The organism is Mycobacterium sp. D16R24 (assembly GCF_002013385.1).
In the GTDB taxonomy this organism is placed as follows: domain Bacteria; phylum Actinomycetota; class Actinomycetes; order Mycobacteriales; family Mycobacteriaceae; genus Mycobacterium.
On record NZ_MAEV01000026.1, the window covers coordinates 96,714 to 112,341 of the forward strand.

General features: G+C 64.3%; 16 protein-coding genes and 1 pseudogene. 12 read left to right on the forward strand and 5 right to left on the reverse strand.

The genetic code is table 11. The annotated features are described in order from the left end of the window. Positions 1 to 116: 116 nt before the first annotated feature. The 5 genes from B4383_RS21235 (at position 117) to B4383_RS21255 (ending at position 5,292) form a co-directional block, all read left to right on the forward strand. A complete protein-coding gene (locus tag B4383_RS21235) occupies positions 117 to 1,976 on the forward strand; it encodes a dynamin-like GTPase family protein (RefSeq protein ID WP_078293159.1) in 1,860 nt (619 codons plus the stop codon). Then, positions 1,973 to 3,475, forward strand: a complete 1,503-nt coding sequence (locus tag B4383_RS21240) for a dynamin family protein (protein WP_078293160.1) — start codon at positions 1,973 to 1,975, stop codon at positions 3,473 to 3,475. The genes B4383_RS21235 and B4383_RS21240 overlap by 4 nt, the downstream gene beginning before the upstream one ends. Positions 3,476 to 3,479: 4 nt before the next feature. Beyond that, positions 3,480 to 4,136 (forward strand): hypothetical protein, encoded by a 657-nt coding sequence (locus tag B4383_RS21245; protein WP_078293161.1) that lies wholly within the window; start codon positions 3,480 to 3,482, stop codon positions 4,134 to 4,136. Positions 4,137 to 4,155: 19 nt separating this feature from the next. Beyond that, a complete protein-coding gene (locus B4383_RS21250; RefSeq protein WP_078293162.1) occupies positions 4,156 to 4,809 on the forward strand; it encodes a hypothetical protein in 654 nt (217 codons plus the stop codon). A 78-nt stretch (positions 4,810 to 4,887) separates the two neighbouring features. Beyond that, entirely contained in the window at positions 4,888 to 5,292 is a 405-nt protein-coding gene (locus B4383_RS21255) for a hypothetical protein (protein ID WP_078293163.1), read from the forward strand. Here the strand turns inward: B4383_RS21255 and B4383_RS21260 are convergent. From B4383_RS21260 to B4383_RS21270, 3 genes are read right to left on the reverse strand one after another with little or no spacing between them, the layout of a single operon-like run. Beyond that, positions 5,286 to 5,768, reverse strand: a complete 483-nt coding sequence (locus B4383_RS21260; protein WP_078293189.1) for a hypothetical protein — start codon at positions 5,766 to 5,768, stop codon at positions 5,286 to 5,288. The genes B4383_RS21255 and B4383_RS21260 overlap by 7 nt on opposite strands. A gap of 58 nt (positions 5,769 to 5,826) precedes the next feature. Next, the gene (locus B4383_RS21265; protein WP_078293164.1) at positions 5,827 to 6,294 is read right to left on the reverse strand and encodes a hypothetical protein; all 468 of its coding nucleotides are present in this window, start codon (positions 6,292 to 6,294) and stop codon (positions 5,827 to 5,829) included. Positions 6,295 to 6,319: 25 nt separating this feature from the next. Next, the gene (locus tag B4383_RS21270; protein WP_078293165.1) at positions 6,320 to 7,255 is read right to left on the reverse strand and encodes an LLM class F420-dependent oxidoreductase; all 936 of its coding nucleotides are present in this window, start codon (positions 7,253 to 7,255) and stop codon (positions 6,320 to 6,322) included. Positions 7,256 to 7,395: 140 nt separating this feature from the next. Here B4383_RS21270 and B4383_RS21275 point away from each other — a divergent pair, with 140 nt between their 5' ends. Continuing rightward, positions 7,396 to 7,887 carry a redoxin domain-containing protein gene (locus B4383_RS21275; RefSeq protein WP_078293166.1) on the forward strand — a complete coding sequence of 164 codons (492 nt, stop codon included), beginning with the start codon at positions 7,396 to 7,398 and terminating at the stop codon, positions 7,885 to 7,887. 15 nt (positions 7,888 to 7,902) lie between these two features. Further along, complete coding sequence (locus B4383_RS21280) at positions 7,903 to 8,754, forward strand: cytochrome c biogenesis CcdA family protein (protein ID WP_078293167.1); 852 nt, start codon at positions 7,903 to 7,905, stop codon at positions 8,752 to 8,754. A gap of 1 nt (position 8,755) precedes the next feature. Here the strand turns inward: B4383_RS21280 and B4383_RS21285 are convergent, their stop codons facing one another. After that, positions 8,756 to 9,472: an MBL fold metallo-hydrolase gene (locus tag B4383_RS21285; protein ID WP_078293168.1), complete on the reverse strand. Its 717-nt coding sequence runs from the start codon at positions 9,470 to 9,472 to the stop codon at positions 8,756 to 8,758. 241 nt (positions 9,473 to 9,713) lie between these two features. Between B4383_RS21285 and dnaK the strand changes: the two genes are divergently transcribed. Genes dnaK through B4383_RS21305 form a run of 4 tightly spaced genes read left to right on the forward strand, consistent with a single transcriptional unit; the run spans position 9,714 to position 13,932 of the window. After that, positions 9,714 to 11,582 carry a molecular chaperone DnaK gene (gene dnaK, locus B4383_RS21290; protein ID WP_078293169.1) on the forward strand — a complete coding sequence of 623 codons (1,869 nt, stop codon included), beginning with the start codon at positions 9,714 to 9,716 and terminating at the stop codon, positions 11,580 to 11,582. Then, entirely contained in the window at positions 11,579 to 12,313 is a 735-nt protein-coding gene (grpE, locus tag B4383_RS21295) for a nucleotide exchange factor GrpE (RefSeq protein WP_078293170.1), read from the forward strand. Before dnaK ends, grpE begins: the two co-directional genes overlap by 4 nt. A gap of 45 nt (positions 12,314 to 12,358) precedes the next feature. Beyond that, positions 12,359 to 13,543 (forward strand): molecular chaperone DnaJ, encoded by a 1,185-nt coding sequence (gene dnaJ, locus B4383_RS21300; RefSeq protein ID WP_078293171.1) that lies wholly within the window; start codon positions 12,359 to 12,361, stop codon positions 13,541 to 13,543. After that, positions 13,540 to 13,932, forward strand: coding sequence for a helix-turn-helix domain-containing protein (locus B4383_RS21305; RefSeq protein ID WP_078293172.1), 393 nt, complete (start codon positions 13,540 to 13,542; stop codon positions 13,930 to 13,932). The genes dnaJ and B4383_RS21305 overlap by 4 nt, the downstream gene beginning before the upstream one ends. Here B4383_RS21305 and B4383_RS21310 read toward each other — a convergent pair. Beyond that, positions 13,929 to 15,083, reverse strand: a complete 1,155-nt coding sequence (locus B4383_RS21310) for an FAD-binding oxidoreductase (RefSeq protein ID WP_078293190.1) — start codon at positions 15,081 to 15,083, stop codon at positions 13,929 to 13,931. The two genes, B4383_RS21305 and B4383_RS21310, sit on opposite strands and share 4 nt — an antisense overlap. Positions 15,084 to 15,479: 396 nt before the next feature. On the opposite strand from B4383_RS21310, the pseudogene B4383_RS27480 reads away from it, so the two are divergent. Continuing rightward, positions 15,480 to 15,628: pseudogene (locus B4383_RS27480) on the forward strand (TetR family transcriptional regulator); the annotation flags it as partial.

Sequence of the window (15,628 nt, forward strand, 5' to 3'; positions counted from 1 at the left end):
GTGATGCCCCGCACCAGAACGGTGCGGGGCATCCGCACGGATGCCGGATCGACCTGTGTCGGCCCGAAGAAATGGCACAGTAATGAAGAATTTCCAGCGAGAAGGGTTAGGGAGCCGTGTCTGACACCGCACAAGATGGCCAGCAGCAGCTTGCGCTCGTCAACGAGCTGCTGGGGCACGTGCGCAAGATCGCGGGCGAGAACGATCGGGGCGACCTGATCGACCGCTTGGACCGCGTGGACCAACTTCTCGTGGACCGTCCGCTGAGCGTAGTAGTGGCCGGACAACTCAAGCAGGGCAAGAGTCAGCTGGTGAACTCGCTGCTCAACATGCCGGTCGCGCGCGTGGGTGATGACGAAACCACTTCGGTGACAACCGTTATCAGCTACGGCGAACAGCCCTCGGCCGCGCTGGTGGTGGCCCCCGCCGAACAGTACGACGGCGGCGGGCTGGCCGGGGAGCCCGAGATCATCCCGATTCCGGTGGCCGATATCGGCAAGGACCTCAAGCGGGCACCGCAGGCCCACGGCCGCGAGGTGCTGCGGGTGGAAGTCAAGGTCGCCAGCCCGATGCTCAAAAGCGGTCTGTGCCTCGTAGATACACCCGGGGTCGGCGGTTTCGGTCAGCCGCACCTGTCGAGCACGCTCGGACTGTTGCCCGACGCCGACGTCATGCTCATGGTCAGCGACCTCAGTTCCGAATTCACCGAACCCGAACTGGTCTTCATCCAGCAGGCGCTCGACCTGTGCCCCGTCGCGGCGATCGTCAACACCAAGACCGATCTGTACCCGCACTGGCGGTCTGTGGTGGCCGCCAACTCCGCACATCTGCAGCGCGCCAAGGTCACCGTTCCCGCCATCACGGTGTCGTCGGCGCTGCGCTCGCATGCGTTGCAGCTCAACGACAAGGAGCTCAACGCGGAGTCGAACTTCCCCGCGTTGGTGACCTTCCTGAGCAATGCCATCGCAGACCAGCAAGCCAACACGCGGCGGCAGGCCGTGGCCGAGATCGGCTCGGCGGCGGAACATCTCACGCTCACCCTGGATGCCGAACTCAGTGCATTGCAGGACCCGAAGAGCCGCGATGAGCTCACCTCGGATCTGGAACGGCGCAAGCGTGAAGCCGAGGAAGCGCTGGCCCACACTGCGCTCTGGCAGCAGGTCCTCGGCGATGGCATCACCGATGTGTCGACCGATGTCGAACATGATCTGCAATCACGATTCCGGCGCATCCTGCAGCGGACAGAAGAGGTTATCGACCGCACCGACCCCACTAAGAACTGGGCCGAGGTTGGCGCCAAACTCGAACAGGCCGTGGCCAATTCGGTGGGAAATAACTTCGTCTGGGCGCACCAGCGGGCGATGCACCTGGCTGCCCAGGTGGCTGAGACCTTCGCCACCGCCGGCCTGGACTCGGTGAAGATGCCACGCCTGCGGGCCAGCGAGATGGGCGCGGATCTGAGCGACCTGAACTCGCTGTCGAAGCTGGAGGCCAAGCCGATCAAACTGGGGCACAAGGCGGTCACCGGACTGCGCGGGTCTTACGGTGGCGTCATCATGTTCGGCATGCTGACCACCGTCGCCGGGCTCGGCATGTTCAACCTGATCTCGCTGGGAGCCGGCGCGATGCTGGGAAAGAAGACCTACAACGAAGACATGGAGAATCGGATGCTGCGCATCCGGGGCGAGGCCAAGACCAACGTCCGCCGTTTCCTCGATGACGTGTCCTTTGTGGTGCTCAAGGAGTCGCGGGACCGGCTGCGGCTGGTACAGCGCCAGCTTCGGGATCACTTCCGCGACATAGCCAATCAGACCACGCGCTCGCTCAACGAATCGCTGCAGGCCGCCATCGCGTCGGCACGGCTGGAGGCAGAGGATCGCGATGCACGCACCCGCGAGGTGGAGCGCCAATTGCATATCCTTCGCCAGGTCGGCACCCATCTTGAGGGGCTGGAAGGGCTGCGGCCGTCGACATGAGCAGCGTTGATCTGGCTCGCGTCATCATCGGTGACGCGATGCGCGCCTACCAGGGCGATCCGCGGTACGCGCGGGTGGTCGAGCCGCATGAGGAACTCAGGCACATCGCCGCCAGGCTCGACGAACCGCTCCGGGTTGCCATCGCGGGAACCCTCAACGCCGGTAAGTCCACGCTGGTCAATGCGCTTGTCGGAGAAGACATCGCACCCACGGACGCCACTGAGGCCACCCGAATCGTGGCGTGGTTTCGCCACGGCGCTGCCCCGCAGGTCACTGCCAATCTGTACAGCGGCGCACGCCAGGACATTCCGATTCGTCGTGACGGGGGCCTTTCCTTCGTGCTTGACCGGCTCGACCCGGCCTCGGTGTCCGACCTTGATGTCCATTGGCCCGCACCGGAATTGAATGAGATTACCCTCATCGATACCCCGGGGACATCGTCGCTGTCTACCGATGTCTCCGCACGCAGCCTGGCGCTGTTGGTGCCCGAAGACGGTGTGCCACGGGTCGATGCGGTGATATTTCTGCTGCGCAGCCTGAACGCCGCCGATATCGGCTTGCTGACCCAGATCGGCAAGCTGGTCGGTGGGGAGCGTGGGGGAGCTGTCGGGGTGGTCGGCGTGGTCTCGCGTGCCGACGAGATTGGGGTGGGGCGGCTCGATGCGATGTTGTCCGCGCGCGAGGTGGCCGCCCGGTTCGCCGCAGAGATGGAACGCACCGGAATCTGTCAGGCCGTTGTGCCGGTCGCGGGTCTGCTGGCGCTGACCGCGCGTACCCTGCGACAGGCGGAGTTCATCGCGCTGCAGAAGCTGGCCGAAGTGGATCCGCAGATGCTTGCCAAGGCCCTGCTGTCGGTGGACAGGTTTGTGCGTGAAGATGATTCGCTGCCGGTCGACGCGCAGACCCGGGCCGCGCTGCTGCATCGGTTTGGCATGTTCGGTATCCGGATCGCGGTGGCCGTCATTCGGGTCGGAGGCGCCGCCGAGATCACCGCGACCGGGCTGGCCGAGGAACTCCTCGAACGCAGCGGCCTGGTGGAGCTGTACAACATCATCGCGAATCGGTTCGGTCAGCGCGCGGGCATCCTCAAATCGCATACCGCCCTGCTGTCGGCTCGCCAGGTACTGACCGCTCATCCGGTCCAGGGCGGGCGCCAGGTCATCGACGACATCGATCCGCTGCTCGCAGACACGCACGCCTTCGACGAGCTGCGGCTGCTGGCGGAGCTCTCGTCGCGGACCACCACGCTCACCGAACACGAGACGGTGCTCATTCGCAGGCTGCTGGGGGCGTCCGGCACCGATGCCGCTGCTCGATTGGGTCTGGACGAGACGCGCCCAGATCCGCGGCGTGCGGCCCTCGATGCGGTGGGACGCTGGCGGGCGCGGGCCGCGTATCCGCTCAATGATCCGTTCACCAGTCGGCTGTGTCTGGCCGCGGTCCGCAGTGCCGAAGGCATACTCACCCAGTTGTCTACGCACGAGCGCCCGGCATACTGAACACATGATGATGCGTCTGTTCGCCGCGACCGGGGTCCTCGCGGCCGGATTCAGCACGGCGACGGCGGCGGCCGATCCCACCCCCAATCCGGCCGGGCCCGCATCCAGGCCCGTGCCCGCCAGTGTGTGGATAAGCCCCGGCGAGATTCCCATGAACGGCGAATACCACTGGTCAGCGGCCAACCCGACCGCAACAGGCCGGGCTTCCTTCCTCAGCATGCGGCTCTGTGGCACCACGTCGGCGGACGTGCTGCCGCCGGCGTCAGCCATCGCCACGCAGGCCGCCTCCGGCACCGCGGCGTCCGTGGTGCAGGCGGCGGGGCAGTGGCCCGAAGGAAACACCGATGGGGCCTCGGCCTTCCAGAGCGCTATTCGGTCTCAGCTCAACTACTGCCCGGGAGTCGGTGACGTCATCAGCGTCGACTTGCGCCCTGCGCCTTCGTGGTACGGCTTTGCGGCGACCCTGCTGGTTGGCAAGGAGCGCGACAACCCCACCAGCGAGGTGCACATCTACAACGTGGTACCGCCGGAGTCGGGCACCGTTTCGGAGCTTGCGGTCACGGTGCCCCGCACGGGCCGCGAGCCCTCGCCGTGGAAGCCCGTCGATGATGCGACGGTCTTGCGTGCGCTCGCCCAGCCGTTGTGCAAGGGCTCCTGCTAAGGCGGGATTTCGTGTGACGATGCGCGGGTGGCTGCGGGCAGTTTCGGCGATGGCCGTGGTTGCCTGCGTGGGCACTGCGGTGCCGGCGGTGGCGGAGCCGAAGCCCTTGCCCGACACCGTGTGGACCAACCCGCGGGACATTCCCATGGACCACGTCGCACACTGGGCTCCCTTGGCGCGCAACGCAACCTCGGTTGACCGCCCGGCCTTCTGGTCGGCGAATCTCTGCTTCTCGCTGGGAGAGAGTCTGCCGCAATCGCCCGAATCGGCGTCGTCGTCGGTGAGCTCGGACGAGTCCGGATGGACCGCAGTGCAGGTGATCGCGCACTGGCCCGGCGACACCTCGGTGACCGATCAATACGCCTCGACCGTCTATCGGTCCCTGCGCGCCAGGCTGGATCATTGCTTCAACGCCGTCGGCGCTCAGGTGACGGTGACCGACCTACCCAACGGGCATGCGGCCACCGTGATCCTGCCGGCGCAGGGCGGCAAGCGACCCCAGTACCGGCTATACGTCGTGGCGCCGCCGGGCACCGGGACGGTGGCCGAACTGACCGTGACAAACGCCATCACCGGTGCCGGCGGTTCGCCCTGGGTAGACGCCGACGACCAGCAGGTTCTGCGAAATGTGGCAGCACCGATCTGCCGGACCGCTAAGAGCACCGCCTGCTGAAATTTGCGGCCAATTTTTTGTCGCTTCGGATACCGAATCACCATCAAGGCGTGCCCTTGACGGCGTAGCGTCCGGGGTATGCACGGACGCGGAGTCCTTTCAGGCGTATGCGGTATCGCGACGATCATTGCGATGGCTGTGTTGTTGACACCGGTGTCGATTCAGGTCGATACGGGTGGCGGATCGCAGTCGGTGACATGCGGTATGCCTGTCGGGCCCCGACTTACCCGCACGGCAGAGCTGGACAAGATCAGCTCCGCCGCGAACCAGTCGACGAATTACCACGATCAGTGCGCGGCCAAGCTCGATACGCGGCGCATCTGGGCTATTCCGATCGGTGTGCTGTCGTTCGTGATTGCGCTATGCGCGGCAGGCCATCTGTGGAAAGAGAACTCTCCGAGCAGTCCCGGACAGACGCACCGTGGTCTGTCCGGGCCGCCCGGCGGGATTTCTGGTCCGCCCGGGATACGGGTGGCTCACTGACCCCCAACCGGCACTTGAACGTTGCCGCCACCGGGAATCGGGATAACTACTGACCTGCCGGTGGTTGTTGTGGGCTGCGTTGTCGTGGTTGTCGGTTGAGTCGTGGTGGTTGTCAGTTCGGTAGTGGTCGTCGTTGTGGTCGTCGTCGGTTCGGTGGTTGTCGTGTCCTGGCTGGTGGGCGATTCCGAAACCGTCTGAGTCTCGGTCACCGTCGAATCGCCGCCGCCAGTGTTTCCGCCGTGACCGCCGTGGCCCTCGTGGCCGCCGCCGGAACCCGCGGGTGCGGAGCTTGTGGTCGACGAGACCGATGAGGTGCTCCCGGCAGGGGCTGGCTTGTCGCTGCTGGTGATCACCAGTGCGGCAATCACGGCGATGACGGCCACACCCGCGCCCGCTAGCGCGATGAGCACTGCCGGCTGTTTGTACCAAGGATTGGGCTGGTCGGGTCCCTGGTCGTGGTACTGCTCGTTGTAGATTGTCGGGTCTTCTGGCGGCTCCGGATAAGACATGGTGCGGAGCGTAACCCAACTTCCTTTAAAGCCCGGGGATGTGCGGGATAGCCGGAATCTGGGGGATTGGAGGTATCGGCGGGATCGGCGGAATGGCTGGTGGCGACGGAATTGGGGGTGCTTCGTACCGATACGTCGGCGACTCTGTGGCCGACGGGGGCTCGTCGTACGTGGACTCGGACGTCGGTGCGGACACCACCGGTTCCGACGACGGCTCGGCCGTGGTGGGGGCGGTCGTCGAGGACTCGGAGGATGGTTCGGTAGTGGTGGTGCTCGGTGTCGAGGTCAAGGGCGTGTTGTCGTTGACCACACGCTTATCCGTGGACAACACGATCGTCATGAGCACCGCGACGATGGCGATGATCGCGGCGATGGTGCCTACGATTGCCGGTCCGGTTCGGTACCAGGATGTCGGCTTCTCGCTCTCCTCGATCAACCCCGAGAAGTAGCTCTCGTCGTCATCGGGAGCGTTCGGTGTCTGGTGCTCACTCATCAGGTGCGGAGCCTAACCCAGAAAGTCAGCCGAATTGCGGGATCACCGTCGAGGCGAAGAACTCCAGGTGATCGAGATCCTGCATATCCAGCAGCTGGACATAGACCCGCTGGACACCGGCGTCCACGTAGGCGCCCAGCTTGTCCACCACGGCATCGGGTGTGCCCGCGAGCGGGCTGTTCTCGGTGATCTCGTCCACTTCGCGGCGTGCGTTCGCCGCGCGGCGGGCGACATCGGAATCCGTGTCGCCGATGCAGACCGCGAAGGCCGCCGAGTAGATCATCGAATCCGCTGGCCGTCCAGCGGCTTCCACCGCCTGTGCCACGCGCGCGTACCGATCGGTGATGACGTCGACGGGTTGAAAAGGCAGGTTGAATTCGGCGGCGAATCGAGCGGCGAGAGCCGGAGTGCGTTTGACGCCAAGACCACCGATGACCATGGGCGGATGCGGCTCCTGCACCGGCTTGGGCAGCGCGGGGGAGTCGGTCACCGTGTAGTGCTTGCCCGCATAGGAGTAGGTGTCGCCGGTGGGTGTGGTCCACAGTCCGGTGAGAATGTTGAGCTGTTCTTCGAGGCGGTCAAACCGTTCGCCCAACGGCGGGAAGGGAATCGCGTACGCCTCGTGCTCCTCGCTGAACCACCCTGCGCCAAGGCCTAAATCGACTCTGCCGCTACTCATTTCGTCGACCTGCGCGACGGTGATGGCCAGTGGTCCGGGATGCCGGAAGGTGGCCGACGTGACCAGGGTGCCCAGCCGGACGGTGGTCGTCTCCCGGGCGATGGCCCCGAGTGTCACCCAGGCGTCGGTGGGGCCGGGTAGCCCGTCGGCACCGCCCATCGCCAGGTAGTGATCGGACCGGAAGAACGCGGTGAACCCCAGCTGTTCTGCGGCTTGTGCCACGCGCAGTTGATCGGAATAGGTGGCGCCCTGCTGCGGTTCAACGAATACCCGGAAGTCCATGACCGCCAGCGTACGTAAGGTCCCATCCCGGGTGCCGGCGACTTGTACCGATCGTTACGGTGGGTGGACACGGATCTGCGTGAGTTGGCGGGTATGCGGTGAGAAGAGGGAAAGTGATATCACGCGTTGCGGTTTCGGTCATGGCGGTATTGGTTCTGGCTCTAGGTATGGGGCTGGTCGGTTGTTCCGGAGCCGAGAAAAATGAGACGTCCTCCGGTAGCTCGCAGGCCCAATCCTCGCGATTGCTGAACTTCAATGCCAAGACCATCGACGGGGCCGACTTCGCCGGCAGCAGCCTTACCGGAAAGAAGGCGGTGCTGTGGTTCTGGGCGCCATGGTGCCCGACGTGCCAGAAGGAAGCCCCCGATCTGCAGAAGGCAGCCATCGCGCATCCGGATGTCACCTTTGTGGGTGTGGCCGCACAAGACCAGGTGTCCGCGATGCGCGATTTCGTGGCCAAGTACGGCCTCACCTTTGTTCAGTTGGCAGACACCGATGCCAAGGTGTGGGCACTGTACGACGTCACCCACCAGCCGGCCTTCGCGTTCCTGGGATCTGAAGGCACGGCCGAGGTGGTCAAGAGCCCGCTGTCGGGACCAGAGCTCGACGAGAGAATCGGGCAGCTGCGCTGACGCTGCGGTACTGACGTGATTGATACTGCAGCACTCACTTTCGCATTGGGAGCCGGGCTGGTGGCCGCGCTCAATCCGTGCGGCTTCGCGTTTCTTCCGGGCTATCTCGGGCTGGTGATAGCCGGTAGCGATGGCACGACGTCGAGGCTGACGGCGGTTGCCCGGGCGGCGACCGCGACCGTGGCGATGGCAGCCGGGTTCCTGACGGTGTTCGGGATTTTTGGGCTTGTCATCTCGCCGGTGGTCGCGTCGGCCGGCCGGTACATGCCCTTCGCGACTGTAGTGATCGGTATTGCGCTTGTGGCGCTGTCGATCTGGTTGCTATCCGGGCGCGAGCTCACCGTTGTGCTGCCCAGGGTCTCCGGCGGGACGCCGACAGCCTCACTGCTCTCGATGTACGGCTATGGGCTCACCTACGCGGTGGCATCGCTGTCCTGCACCGTGGGGCCGTTCCTGGCAGTCATCAGCACCACCTTCAAACAGGGGTCCATCGTGTCGGGGGTACTGGCATTTATCGCCTACGGCGCGGGTATGGCGGTGACCGTCGGTGTCGCGGCGTTAGCAGTTGCGCTGCTGGGAAATTCGGTACAGACCACGATGCGGAAGGTCCTGCCCTATGTGGGACGCATCGCCGGGGTGATCGTGCTGCTGACAGGTCTGTACGTCACCTATTACGGCTACTACGAGATCCGGCTCAACTTCGGCGAGGGGGGCGCCGACGATCCGGTGATCAACGCGGCGAGCGAGGTGCAGATCTGGCTGGTGAGTATGGTCGACGACGTCGGGATATGGCCGCTGGTGGGTGGCATCGCGCTGATTGTGGTTGTCGCGGCGCTGAGTTCGTATGCCGTCAGAAGAGGACGCTGAGCTACCCGCGCTCCGCGAGTTCTGCGTATCCGTCCCGCAGTGAGCGTAGCTGCGCGGCCCCGTCACCCGCGTACGACGATCCGTGCATGATGGCGAGCGTGGTCGGTCCAAGGTCGGCGAGCTGATCAAGCGTCGGCGTCAGCGTGGTGGTCAGGCCGGTCGCGTGGAAGACCCCCTCGGCCGCTAAGGCCGGCGCCACGCAGTCGGATTCGGTGAGCGCCGGGCCCTGCCCGGTGTGGGTGAACAGGTCTCCGCAGAACAGTGTCGCGGTGACGTCATCGAACCAGAGCCCGGCCTCCCAGTTGTGGGGGATATGCGGAGTGGCAAGGAACCTCAGACGGTGCCCGCCGATGTCATGCGCCTCCTCACTCACGGCGACGGGTGGCCGGTCGCACATGTCGTTGAGCGAGAGCATGCACGCCAACGGACTATGAATGACCTCGGCGTGCGGGGCCGCGGCGAGGAACTGGTTCGTCGAGCCGCATTCGTCTGCCTCGACATGACCGAACGAGATCCAGCGCAATGACTCCAGCGCAATGACGCGTGACACAGCCCGGGAGACGTTCGGATAGAGGAATTTCTGGCCGGTGTGAAAGAGGAACGGTTGGTCGCCGGTGAGCAGAAACTGGTTGAAGGTGAAGCCGTGCTCGGTGATATCCGGGATCCAGGTCGAGAACCGGAAGACGCCATCTGCGATCTCATCGACGGCGGTGTCCATGGCTTTAGTCTGCGCCCCGTGTATGCCGCGGGGCCAGAGAATCGGCTGCAGCGGGGTGACCAAAACCCCAGCTTGGAGCCGTGGGAACAAATATGGGCAGTGACCCGTTGAGCCGTATGTTGAACTTGAGTCGTATAGGCTCAACTATGGCTTGACGAAACGATTCGGGCAAGGCAAACTTGAGTGGATATCACTGAAGCTCTGGATAGGCAGATTAGCAATACAACAGGAGGAATGAACTATGGCTCGTGCGGTCGGAATCGACCTCGGGACCACCAACTCCGTTGTCGCCGTCCTCGAAGGCGGCGACCCGGTAGTTGTCGCGAACTCGGAGGGCTCTCGCACCACCCCGTCTGTCGTTGCGTTCGCGCGCAATGGCGAGGTGCTGGTCGGGCAGCCTGCCAAGAACCAGGCGGTGACTAACGTTGACCGAACCATTCGTTCGGTCAAGCGGCATATGGGCACCGATTGGTCCGTTGAACTCGACGGAAAGAACTACACCCCCCAGGAAATCAGCGCCCGCACGCTGCAGAAGCTGAAGCGCGACGCCGAGGCCTATCTGGGTGAGGACATCGAGGACGCCGTCATCACCGTGCCGGCGTACTTCAATGACGCTCAGCGTCAGGCCACCAAGGAAGCCGGCCAGATCGCCGGCTTGAACGTGCTGCGCATCGTCAACGAGCCGACTGCGGCCGCGCTCGCCTACGGCCTGGACAAGGGCGAGAAGGAACAGACCATCCTGGTCTTCGACCTCGGTGGTGGCACCTTCGACGTGTCGCTGCTGGAAATCGGCGACGGTGTCGTCGAGGTGCGGGCGACCTCCGGTGACAACCACCTCGGTGGTGACGACTGGGACGAGCGTGTGGTGACCTGGCTCGTCGACAAGTTCAAGGCCAGCGCCGGTATCGACCTGACCAAGGACAAGATGGCTCTGCAGCGTCTGCGCGAGGCTGCAGAGAAGGCGAAGATTGAGCTGTCCAGCTCGCAGAGCACCTCGATCAACCTGCCGTACATCACGGTGGACGCGGACAAGAACCCGCTGTTCCTCGACGAGCAGCTGACGCGGGCCGAGTTCCAGAAGATCACTCAGGATCTGTTGGACCGCACTCGCAAGCCGTTCCAGTCGGTCATCAAGGACGCGGGCGTTTCCGTAGCCGATATCGACCACGTGGTGCTGGTGGGTGGTTCCACCCGCATGCCCGCAGTCACCGATCTGGTCAAGGAACTGACCGGCGGCAAGGAGCCCAACAAGGGCGTCAACCCCGATGAGGTTGTCGCCGTGGGTGCCGCGCTGCAGGCCGGTGTACTCAAGGGCGAGGTGAAAGACGTTCTGCTGCTGGACGTCACCCCGCTGTCCCTCGGTATCGAGACCAAGGGCGGCGTGATGACCAAGCTGATCGAGCGCAACACCACCATCCCCACCAAGCGGTCTGAGACCTTCACCACGGCGGACGACAACCAACCGTCGGTGCAGATCCAGGTGTACCAGGGTGAGCGCGAAATCGCTTCGCACAACAAGCTCCTGGGCTCCTTTGAGTTGACCGGCATCCCGCCGGCCCCGCGCGGTGTGCCGCAGATCGAGGTCACCTTCGACATCGATGCCAACGGCATCGTGCACGTGACCGCGAAGGACAAGGGCACCGGCAAGGAGAACACGATCAAGATCCAGGAGGGCTCAGGCCTGTCCAAGGAGGAGATCGACCGGATGATCAAGGACGCCGAGGCGCACGCCGACGAGGACAAGAAGCGTCGCGAAGAGGCGGATGTCCGCAACCAGGCCGAGTCGCTGGTCTACCAGACGGAGAAGTTCGTCAAGGAGCAGCGTGAGCCCGCCGAAGGCGCCGAGAAGGTTGTCTCCGACGAGACCCTCGCCAAGGTCGACGACGCCATCGCCGATGCCAAGAAGGCACTGGAAGGCACCGATATCGGCGCCATCAAGGAGGCCATGGAGAAGCTCGGCGAGCAGTCACAGGCGCTGGGTCAGGCCATCTACGAATCCGCGGCCGCCAAGGCTCAGGCCGAGGGCGCCGGTGCCGAAGGTGGCGCAGGCTCCGCGGACAGTGATGTCGTGGATGCCGAGGTCGTTGACGAGGAGAAGGACAGCAAGTGACCCCGTCAGGTGGGCAAGATCGGGATGAAGAGCGCGAACCGGTGACCGTTACCGATAAGCGCCGGATCGATCCCAACACCGGCGCGGTTCGCGAGGAGGCAAAGGTGGCCGGAGCCGCGGGGTCGGCGACATCCAACCCCGAAAAGCGGGCTGCCACAGCGGAACCGGGTGCTTCGGCACCCGGGGCCGCGGCCTCCGAGGGCGAATCGGATGTGGACGCCAAGGTGGCCGAACTGACGGCCGACCTGCAGCGTGCGCACGCTGATTTCGCCAACTACCGCAAGCGGGTGGAACGGGATCGGCAGGCCGTCATCGATTCGGCCAAGGCATCCGTGGTCACTCAGCTGCTGGGTGTGCTCGATGACCTCGACCGCGCGCGGGAGCATGGCGACCTGGAAGCAGGTCCGCTGCGCAGTGTTTCGGACAAGCTGACCGCAGCCTTTGAAGGGCTGGGGTTGGTGACATTCGGTGCCGAGGGGGACGACTTCGATCCCTCGCTACACGAGGCGGTTCAGCACGATGGCCAGGATGGCCACCCCGTGTTGGCTGCGGTACTGCGTAAGGGCTACCAGATGGGTGATCGGGTGCTCCGGACCGCGATGGTCGTGGTGACCGACGGCAGTCCGAAAGATCCGGCCGCGCCTGAAAGCGGCGACACGGCGCAGGGTCAGCCCGAAACAGGATCCGAATTTGGGGATCCCGATACGCAATCCAAGACAGAATCAGAGTAAGAACTGCACAGCACGACCCGATGGACGCGAAGGAGGTGATGTCGGGTGACGCAACGTGAATGGGTCGAGAAGGACTTCTACAAGGAGCTCGGCGTCTCCTCCACCGCGACCCAAGACGAGATCAAGAAGGCCGCGCGCAAGCTGCTGGCCGAGAATCACCCGGACCGCAACCCGGGTAACCAGGCCGCCGAGGATCGCTACAAGGCCGTCAGCGAGGCCAAGGATGTGTTGTCGGATACGGCCAAGCGCAAGGAGTACGACGAGACCCGTCGGCTCTTCGCCGGTGGTGGGTACGGACGGCGGTTTGGCGACAACGGATTTGGCGGTGGCGGTGGATTCGGCGGTGGCAGCAATAGCGCCGAGTTCAACCTGAATGACCTCTTCGGCAATGCCGACACCTCCGGTGGAGGTGGAATCGGCGACTTGTTCGGTGGCCTATTCGGGCAGCGTGCGCAGCCGCGTGCCAGTCGTCCGCGCCGCGGAAACGATCTGGAGACCGAAACCCAGCTCGACTTCGTCGAGGCGTGCAAGGGCGTGTCGGTTCCGCTGCGGCTCACCAGTCCGGCGCCATGCACCACCTGCCACGGCAGCGGTGCTCGCCCCGGCACCAGCCCGAAGGTCTGCGGCGCGTGCAACGGCAGCGGAGTCATCAATCGCAACCAGGGTGCTTTCGGCTTCTCCGAACCATGCGCCGACTGCCGCGGTACGGGCTCGATCATCGAGAACCCTTGCACGGACTGCCAGGGCACCGGGGTGACCACTCGCACCCGCACCATCACCGTGCGGATTCCGCCGGGAGTCGACGACGGACAACGTATTCGGCTGGCCGGACAGGGTGAGGCCGGTTTGCGCGGCGCTCCTTCCGGTGACCTGTATGTCACCGTGCATGTGCGGCCCGACAAGGTTTTCACCCGCGACGGGGATGATCTGACCCTCACCGTTCCGGTGAGTTTCACCGAATTAGCTCTGGGTGCCACGGTTTCCGTCCCCACATTGGAGGGCCGTGTCGGGGTGAAGGTGCCTGCGGGCACCTCCGACGGGCGCATCCTGCGGGTGCGCGGCCGCGGTATCCCTAAGCGTGCGGGCGGTAACGGCGATCTGCTGGTCACCGTCAAGGTCGCGGTGCCCTCGAAGCTGGAAGACAGTGCCCTGGAGGCATTGCAGCGCTACCAGGTGGCCGAGAAGGCGAGCGGATTCGATCCGCGGGCCGGCTGGGCGGGTGCGCGATGACGTCCCGCCGCCATCCGGAGCGGGGTGCTCGTACCTTCCTGATCTCGGTGGCCGCCGAGCTCGCCGGAATGCACGCGCAGACGCTGCGTACCTACGACCGGCTTGGGCTGGTCAGGCCGGAGCGCACGAGTGGTGGAGGTCGGCGCTACTCGCAGCGTGATGTGGATCTGCTGCGCGAAGTGCAGCGCCTGTCACAGGACGAGGGTGTCAATCTCGCTGGTATCAAGCGGGTTATCGAACTGACCAACCAGGTAGAGGCCCTGCAGGCCAAGTTGTCCGAATTGGCGGCCGAGGTAGCCCAGTTGCGTGCGGCGACATCGGGTCGCGAGGTCGCGATCATTCCCAAGAGCACCGCTGTGGTGGTCTGGCAGCCGCGTCAGCAACGCTAGACCGGGTCGTGCTGAATCCTGGAGGCATCGGCCCCCTTTGAGACCAGGGCCTCCTTGGTGGCCTGGATCATCGATGCCGAGCCGCCGAGCAGAATCTGGCGGTCACCCCAACCCCCATAGGCGGTTACCACCTCGGAGAGCAGCCCCGTTTGGCGGACATGGAGGCCGCGGGGTGGTGTCGGATCGTGGTATTCGTTGGCCCAGTCCGGGTTTCGTGGGTATTCGGTGACCGGTGTGACCGACAGCCACGGATTCATCGAGGCGATATGCCACAGTGTCCACAGGTCATAGAGTTCCTGCGGATAGCGTGCCCCGTAAAACAGATGAACCCGTGGATTCTCGGCCCATTGGGACAGCTCCATGATGAGGCACCGCAGCGGTGCGATACCGGTGCTGCCTGCCACCATCAGTACGTCTCCACCGTCACGGTTCACCGACAGCGCGCCGAGCGGCGGCGAAATTCGCCAAGTGTCGCCCACCTTGGTCTTGTTGACCATATCGCCGCTGACAAGTCCGCCGGGTACCGCCTTAACGTGAAATTCGATGTAGCCCTCAGGATCCGGTGGAATGGCCAAGCTGAGATAGCGCCAGCTCCGCGGACTCTGCGGTACCTGCACATGAACGTACTGTCCGCAGTGGTAGTTCATGGGCGCGTTGAGCTTCAGCCTGATCAAGGCGAGATCTCTTGAGGTTCGGTGGTATTCGATGACCTTCCCGTCCCACCAAGGCTGGCCGCTATCCGAGGCGGCGGCGCTGCGCATCACCTCGATCATGACCGTGTAGACCTCGGTGGCGGTGGCCTCCATCCGCTGGTCCCAAATCGGTTGCAGCACCTCACGTGTGGTGTCGAGCAAGGCCTGACGCATGGTGCCGTACTGGCTGTCGGTGGCCCCAAACTTGCGATGATCGCGACCTAGCTGGGCGAGGAAGTTGACCAGGCCTTCGGTGCGGTATGCCGCCATCTCCCAGAGTACGAACTGCAGTGCCTGACGGAAATGCTCGCGTTGCGAGGACATGTCGGCGGGAAAGAGATCGCCGACGGTGGGGTCGATGGCGAACCAGCGGCTATAGAAGCTTCTGACAAGTTTTTCCCCCGATAGCTCGACCCCGCCGACCAAGTCGTGCAGCGCTTCGACGTCCTCAAGGCCCACGAGCTTCTGTTGCCTCACCTTTCCGGGGTCCTGCCTACCGAGACGCCAGTCTAGGAGGGAAGTTCCCGGCCCGTCTGGGACTGCGTGAGGTCAGATCGGAGAGGGAGCAGTTCCGCGGCGGTACAATCATGTGCTGGGATTTGCCGATTTTGCATGCTTTCGCCACTACAGGCCGGGTGGGTATGCGGTAATGGTGTTTGCCGGTAACGGTTGGTGCAGGTGTATGGGGAATCACGAAATTCCTGTCGGCACCTCATGTGGAGACCAGCTCCGGTTCCTGTTTGGATGCAAGCGGTCCGCCACCACCAACGACGATGTACATCGCGTGTTTCGTGAGTTCATGCGGAACTACGTGCTGGCCGCGGTCAGTGAGGAGTTAGGCGGGGGCCCGAGGAGTGGACGCGATTCGCGCTGGCGGCCACCTCAATGGTCGGGACCGCGCTCCTGCGATACGCCCTCAAGATCGATCCCCTGGTTGCTCTCACCAGGGAGCAGCTGGTTGCCATTTTGGCTCCTACCGTCGACCGGTACCTTACGATTAATGC